This window comes from Enterobacter sp. CCUG 70166, from assembly GCF_020224095.1.
Taxonomy (GTDB): Bacteria; Pseudomonadota; Gammaproteobacteria; order Enterobacterales; family Enterobacteriaceae; genus Enterobacter; species Enterobacter intestinihominis.
In genome coordinates this window covers 1-948 of record NZ_NRIQ01000104.1, presented here as the reverse complement: position 1 = coordinate 948, position 948 = coordinate 1, and the positions used below count along the sequence as shown (strand labels likewise).

1 protein-coding gene is annotated in these 948 nt (G+C 47.5%); it reads right to left on the bottom strand.

Features of this window, described 5'->3' with window-relative positions; translation table 11 throughout:
* Nucleotides 1–96: 96 nt before the first annotated feature.
* The gene (locus CKK19_RS25310) at nt 97–750 is read right to left on the bottom strand and encodes a P-loop NTPase fold protein (RefSeq protein WP_225455273.1); all 654 of its coding nucleotides are present in this window, start codon (nt 748–750) and stop codon (nt 97–99) included.
* Nucleotides 751–948: the final 198 nt, after the last annotated feature.

Below are 948 nucleotides of genomic sequence, written 5' to 3'. Positions count from 1 at the left end.
TTTTTGTTGACCACTTCATAGCGAGAGCATCTCGTCAAAATCATCCGGAGCAATACCGGGTTCGGTCTGACTAGCTTTGGGATCGCGAAGTAATACTTAAATATCTCGCTCCCCGTATCTGACCACCAGTAAGTAGAGAGCAATAAGAATATGGCGATGATCTTCTGTTGCAGGAACGGTAAGGTTCAGAATATGAATATCATTAACAAACTTCTTCATTAATCGCGGTGTGATACGAGGATACTCAGAGGGTTTCCAGCGCTCAAGCAACACCGTTGCTTCCCGGCACGCTATCCCTGCATCCTCATTTACTGTTTCTTTCCAGTACTGCCTTAACGCTTCCTGCCATCCTGCCGAAATAAGAGGAGGAACCTGAAAACTTACAGGAATCCGCTTTGCAATAAACTCACGCCCGCTGAAACCCGCCACAGAAAGTGAGGCTGAAACCTGTCTTGCCGAATAGGGCACCACTATCCTGAAGTGTTCATGAGTGGCTCCGGCAATAAGCTCCATATCACTCCAGAGCTCTTTCACTTTGTCTGCACTGATTCGGTCCAGATTATCAATGATAAGGATGAAGCGATCTCCATGGGAAATGACCTCTTTGGAGGTAAATCCCTGCAGAGCTTCAGCCAGCTCAATAGCTCCGACCTCCTTATTAACTAGCCAAGTCTCTTCAATCCTGTCAGTACTGTTGCGTTTGAACAAATCACCAATACTCGAATACCCTTTCTTTCTGTACCATTCCATGTTCTGCAGGCATGCCAGTCCTGCGACCATAATGGCAGGAGAAAGAAACGCGGCCACCTCAACATAAAAAAGCCACCCTAATAATGACTCCTTGTGATCCTACCCACGTAATGTGGACACGGCCCTAAGCGAGGTTCTGGTTTTCAAATTGTTCGGGACTGAGTCCGCCACAGGCACTGTGTCTGAATCGCCACGGGT